Genomic DNA, 5,553 nt, shown 5'->3' on the forward strand with positions numbered 1-5,553 from the left:
GGGTGGGGGGCGAGCACACGCCCGGGGCGAGCTCCGGTGCCGAGGGCGAAGCCGAGGCCGGGGCCCCTGGTGCCGAGGGCGGAGCCGAGGCGGGCGCGGGCCCTGGACATGTCCCCTCCCCCACTCACCTCTCCTCCGATGACCACGGGCACGGTCATGGGCATGGGCACCCCCACGACCACTCGCATGGGCCTACTCGGCCTTGGAGTGAGGTGCGGCGGATTCTGGAGGCGGCTGACCTGGCTGACGCCGTACGGGCGCGGGCGCTCGATACCTTCGCCCGGTTGGCTCGGGCTGAGGCGAACGCTCATGGGGTGGAGGTCGACGGCGTTCATTTCCACGAGGTGGGCGCGCTGGATGCGATCGCGGACATCGTGGGGGTGGCTGCGGCGTCTGTCTCGCTAGGACTCGAGCAGGTGGTGGTTTCGACTATCGCGCTGGGCGGTGGGCGGCAGGTGAAGGGGCAGCATGGGGGGATTCCGATTCCTGGGCCCGCCGTGCTGCATCTGGTGGCTGAGGCTGAGGCGCCGGTGATTGGCGGCACAGCGCCGTACGAGATGACTACGCCGACCGGGGCTGCGCTGCTGGCGACGTTGGCTGACGAGTTCGGGATGATGCCGCCGATGCGGGTCACCCGGACGGGCGTCGGCGCCGGCGGGCGCGACCCGGTCGAGGTGCCGAACATCCTGCGCGTGATCGTCGGCGAGACCACCGAGCGCGCGGCCACGCAGCTCGTCTACGAGACCAACATCGACGACCTGGACCCACGGCTCTGGCCCCCGGTTCTACAGCGACTGCTGGAGGCCGGTGCGTCCGACGCGTGGCTGACCCCGATCCTGATGAAGAAGGGCCGCCCGGCACACACGCTGTCGGTCCTGGTCAGCAGCACGAACGCAGACGCCGTACGCCGCGTCGTCCTCACCGAGACCACCGCCATTGGCCTCCGCGAGTACGACATCCGCAAACACGCAGCCGACCGCGAGTTCACCTCGGTCGACGTCGACGGCCAAAGCATCAGCATCAAGATCGCCCGGTACGACGGCCAAGTGGTCAACGTGCAACCGGAGTACGAGGACGTCGTCGCAGCAGCGGCCGAACTCAAGCAACCGGTCAAGGCGATCATGGCCCGAGCAGTCGCAGCCGCTGCGGACCTCTGGAGCTAGCGCCCGGAGTACGCCGGTGCGAACAACACCAGCAACGACAGATCCTCGGTGATGTCGACGAAGCGATGCTCCTCTTCAGCCGGAACGAAGAGGACATCACCCGGCCCGACCGGCTCCGCCCCGGACGGCGTCACGAACGTGGCCCGTCCGGCCGTCACCACGTAGATCTCTTCCTCGTGATGCGGCGCCTGGTCGTCCACCCCACCGGCCGGGATCGAGTAGGTCCCAACCGACATCGACCCGGTCCGCAGTTGTTCGACGTAGTCGTTCGGCTCGCGGTGTACGAAGACACCCGCCCCCACCAGCTTCTTCATCCGGCGAGGTTAACGTGCGGCAGCGTTCTCCGGAACGGCCTTCTGCTTCCGCCGCGGCCAGTCGTACGGCCACCACTGCGCGCCACTCCGGCGGGCCCACACGATCAACCCGATCAGTACGGCGAGCTCGATCGCCGGGCAGATGGTGTCCCGCAGCCGCGCGCTGAAGAACTCCAGCGAGTCGGACAGGCTCGACGCGACCTGCCGTGCGTTCGGATCCCGCCCTGGCACATACGCGATCGCGAGCATCGTCGTACGAATCACCATGAACTTGTCCACCTTGGACGCGGCCACCGCCGCGAGTGGCAGCCAGGCGATCACGTCGTACCAGGGCAGTGAGTACATCGCCGTCAACACCCAGGCGATCGCATAGATCGCGGTGTAGCGAACCGCGGCCGGCACCGGGTCGTCCGGATGTGTCTGCGGGACGAGCGACTTCGGCATCACCTGCGAGAGCAGGATCGCGACCACGATCAGCCCGACCCACGCCAGGATCGCCAGGATGGTCCGGACGAGCGCTCCGGGCAGGAACAGGTCGAACAGACTGAGCAGCACCTTGTGCGGCGTACCGGTCGAGATGAACGACGTCTGCGAGCGGGCCTGCTGGAACGCCTGCAGCCCGAAGATGCCGTACAGACCGCCCATCGCGAGCGCACCACCACCGCACAGGTAGAGCATCTTGCGCCGATCGCCACGCAGCGACCACAGCATCGCGATCCCGACCAACCCGATCGACAGCTTGGTCGCGCCGGCCATACCGATCAGCAGCCCGGCCAGGAACACATGTCGTCGTAGCGCGACCAGGGCGACCACCGCGAACATCACGGCGATCGAGTCGTTGTGTGCACCGGCCAGCACCGACCACAGCAGCAGCGGGTTCGCCATGCCGAGCATCAGCACGCGGCGGCGGCTGGGGAGGTTCGGGCCGACGAGCTTGAGCAGCAGCAGGCTGGTCAGGACCAGGCTGATCCCGACCGTCAACTGCAGCATCCACACCGTCAGCTGCATCGAGTCGCCACCGACCAGCGACGAGAGCCACTGGATCCAGGTCGCGATCGGGCCGTAGACACTGCGTGCGCCCTGCCACGGCCGCTCGGTCGCCGCGATCACCGGGTCGTACCCGAGCCGGATGGTGTCGGCCGGTGCCGTCGTGTACGGGTTGCCGCCGAGCGTCATGATCCGCCCGTACGCCGCGTAGATCAGCACGTCGCCCGAGGCCATCGGCGGCACCATCGTCACGGCCGCCGTCGTACCGATGCCTAGGGCAACCAATCGGTTGATGCGGGGAGCCCAGCCGTGCTTGAGCGCCTTGACGGCCATCCAGACGCCGTACCCGCCGAGGGCGATCGCGACGTAGATCATCACCGAGACGAGCCAGTCGTTCGGCTTCGCGTCGAACCAGTACGACGGGAGCCAGGCGTGCCGGTTGGTCAGCGTCAGCACGACCACCGAGGGGCCGAGCAGGCCGACCGCCACGATCAACGCCGTACAAGTCAGGTAGAGCGCGACGGCACGCTTGCCGTACCGCTCCGCCAGGCGCGGGTCGGCTGTCACCTCGCTGCTCATGGCGTGGTCTTCCGGGGGAACAAGCTGCGCAGCGACGGTCCCCCGTCGGCCGGCAACGCGCTCCGGGCGGCGAGAGCACGCCGTACATGCAGGTACTGCTTGCCGCGGTGCAGTTGCCCGCGCAGGTCGGTCCCGGTCGCCCGGTGCCGGACGTCGATCGGGACCTCGAGGATGCGGAAACCCTTGCGGCCGAGGTCGATGCTCAGCGCGGTCTCGACGCCGAACCCAGAAGCCAGCGGTACGGCGGCCTCGAACGCGACCCTGGTCAGGCAGCGCTGGCCGGAGAGCGGCTGCTCGGGCTCCCAGCCGGTCGCCTCTTTGATGCCGGCACGGGCCAACTTGACCACGAACCCGTGGCCGCCGGCCTTCGAACCGTCGGCGCGCACCTGGGCCGGCAACGTCCCGATCGTCATGTCCGCTGCGCCTGCCTGCACCGCCTCGAGCAGTGGCGCCGCAGCGCTGGCGGAGTCGGTCAGGTCGGCGTCGAGGAAGAGCAGGTGCCGCGGCCGGGCGCCATCGCGCTCGGCGACCGCTGCCGCGCCGGTCTCCATCGCGGCTGCCTTGCCCTGGTTCCGGTCGTGGCGGACCACGACGGCGCCGGCTCGCGCAGCCACCTCAGCGGTCCCGTCGGACGAACCGTCGTCCACGACCACCACCAGATCGACGCCGATGATCTTGTGCACCGCGTCGACCGTTGCCGCGATCCGCGCCGCCTCGTCCTTCGCCGGGATCACACAGGCGACGGCACGCTCGAACGGCTCAGGGGAGGAATCAGCACCGGACACAGCACCGCAGCCTAGTTCCTCGGCAGCCGATCATCCGCCTCAGCGCCTCCCATTCGTCCTTTCGAAGGACCATCGTGGCGGTGACGAGACACACAGGCCCACCGCACCCTTTCTAGGATATTGTCGGACAATCAGACAGCAGACCTGCGGTCAGGGGACTGCCGTAGCGTGGTGGGCAGGACCGACGAGAGGGCGGGCGGATGACCGAGATGTACGGCGTCGACAGCGAGGTCGGCACGTTGCGGACTGTGATGCTGCACCGGCCGGGGAACGAGCTCCGCCGGCTGACCCCGCGCAACAACGACAAGCTGCTCTTCGACGGCATCCCGTGGGTGGGCCGGGCTCAGGACGAGCACGACGCGTTCGCGCAGGTGCTGCGGGACCGCGGGGTCGAGGTGCTCTACCTGCACGAGCTGCTGATCGAGGCGCTCGGCGACTCGACAGCCCGTGCACAGGCGGTCGAGGGCGCGATCGCTGACCTGCGGCTCGGTGACACGTTGCGCGACTACCTGGCCGCGTCGCTGACGTCTCTCGACCCGGCTGAGCTTGCCGAGGCCTTGATGGCCGGTGTGCGGAACGACGAGGTGCGGGCCGGCGGGCTGGTCACGTCACTGCTTGCGCACGAGGACTTCCTGATCGACCCCCTGCCGAACCTGCTCTTCACGCGCGACTCGAGCGTCTGGATCCGGGACTCGGTCGCGGTCACGTCGCTGGCGATGCCGGCCCGGGTTCGCGAAACGCAGCTGACTGAGCTGATCTACGGCTTCCATCCTCGGTTTGCCGGGGCGGACAAGGTGTATGACCACCAGCTCGAACATGTCGAGGGCGGAGACGTTCTCGCGCTCGGGCCTGGGGTGCTCGCGGTTGGCGTGGGCGAGCGGACGACACCTGCTGGTGTGGAGCGGCTGGCACGGCGCGTGTTCGCGAAGGGACTCGCGCACACGGTCCTCGCCGTACCGATCGCCCAGCAGCGCGCCACCATGCACCTCGACACGGTGTGCACGATGGTCGACGTCGACGCCGTACTGATGTATCCGAACATGGCCGAGGAGATGCGGGCACTGGCCGTCACCACCGACGGCGACCAACTGCACGTGGCCGAGTCCGAACCCTTCCTCGTCGCCGCTGCCAAAGCCCTCGGCATCGACACCTTGCGCCGCATCGACACCGGCCTCGACCCGGTCACCGCCGAACGCGAACAGTGGGACGACGGCAACAACACCCTCGCCCTCGCACCCCGCGTCTGCATCGCCTACGAGCGCACCGTCGAGACCAACCAGCGCCTGGAAGAATCCGGCGTCGAAGTCATCCGCATCTCCGGTTCCGAACTAGGCTCCGGCCGCGGCGGCCCCCGCTGCATGTCCTGCCCGATCCTCCGCGACCCCGCCTGATCCGGTTACTTCACGCACTCACTTGACGGCGCAAGTAAGGCCGACGACACGCGGAGTGAAATCGGGGCTTGTGCAGTGCCCCACTCGTGAGTACTCTTCATGCCTAGGCCCAGGCCCTGTTGCTCCCCCGTCAGCAGGACTTGGGCCGTCCACGTACGAGAGCCCCGGTTAACCCCGGGGCTTTCTCGCGTTCTGGGCCGTGCGCGCGGACCGCCAGGCCATCACAATTGCCCGCAGCACCCGCGCCCAGGCGGAGCGGCGACGGCAACAGCCAGTTGTGATGGCCCTGGGGTTCGCACACCCGGACCCCCACCACCGTCTAACCCCAGTCGCC

General features: G+C 68.6%; 5 protein-coding genes. 2 read left to right on the plus strand and 3 right to left on the minus strand.

Going from position 1 to position 5,553, the window contains the following annotated elements; genetic code table 11:
- The first annotated feature begins 2 nt into the window (after nucleotides 1-2).
- The gene (larC, locus tag E1261_RS42875; protein WP_272948648.1) at nucleotides 3-1,163 is read left to right on the plus strand and encodes a nickel pincer cofactor biosynthesis protein LarC; all 1,161 of its coding nucleotides are present in this window, start codon (nucleotides 3-5) and stop codon (nucleotides 1,161-1,163) included.
- On the opposite strand, the gene E1261_RS42880 is transcribed toward larC, so the two are convergent.
- From E1261_RS42880 to E1261_RS42890, 3 genes are read right to left on the minus strand one after another with little or no spacing between them, the layout of a single operon-like run.
- A complete protein-coding gene (locus E1261_RS42880; RefSeq protein ID WP_132415785.1) occupies nucleotides 1,160-1,477 on the minus strand; it encodes a cupin domain-containing protein in 318 nt (105 codons plus the stop codon). The genes larC and E1261_RS42880 overlap by 4 nt on opposite strands.
- A gap of 9 nt (nucleotides 1,478-1,486) precedes the next feature.
- Nucleotides 1,487-3,043, minus strand: a complete 1,557-nt coding sequence (locus E1261_RS42885) for an MptA/MptB family glycosyltransferase (RefSeq protein ID WP_132415787.1) — start codon at nucleotides 3,041-3,043, stop codon at nucleotides 1,487-1,489.
- The gene (locus E1261_RS42890; RefSeq protein ID WP_132415789.1) at nucleotides 3,040-3,828 is read right to left on the minus strand and encodes a glycosyltransferase family 2 protein; all 789 of its coding nucleotides are present in this window, start codon (nucleotides 3,826-3,828) and stop codon (nucleotides 3,040-3,042) included. Before E1261_RS42890 ends, E1261_RS42885 begins: the two co-directional genes overlap by 4 nt.
- A 200-nt stretch (nucleotides 3,829-4,028) precedes the next feature.
- Here E1261_RS42890 and E1261_RS42895 point away from each other — a divergent pair, with 200 nt between their 5' ends.
- Nucleotides 4,029-5,219 (plus strand): arginine deiminase, encoded by a 1,191-nt coding sequence (locus E1261_RS42895; protein WP_132415791.1) that lies wholly within the window; start codon nucleotides 4,029-4,031, stop codon nucleotides 5,217-5,219.
- The last annotated feature ends 334 nt before the right edge of the window (nucleotides 5,220-5,553 follow it).

Origin of the sequence: Kribbella albertanoniae (assembly GCF_004348455.1) — a bacterium.
Lineage (GTDB): Bacteria > Actinomycetota > Actinomycetes > Propionibacteriales > Kribbellaceae > Kribbella > Kribbella albertanoniae.

Excerpts from the sequence above, each read along its gene's own strand:
- E1261_RS42880 (WP_132415785.1), bottom strand. The coding sequence starts at position 1,477 with ATGAAGAAGCTGGTGGGGGCGGGTGTCTTCGTACACCGCGAGCCGAAC.
- E1261_RS42885 (WP_132415787.1), bottom strand. The coding sequence starts at position 3,043 with ATGAGCAGCGAGGTGACAGCCGACCCGCGCCTGGCGGAGCGGTACGGC.
- E1261_RS42895 (WP_132415791.1), top strand. The coding sequence starts at position 4,029 with ATGACCGAGATGTACGGCGTCGACAGCGAGGTCGGCACGTTGCGGACT.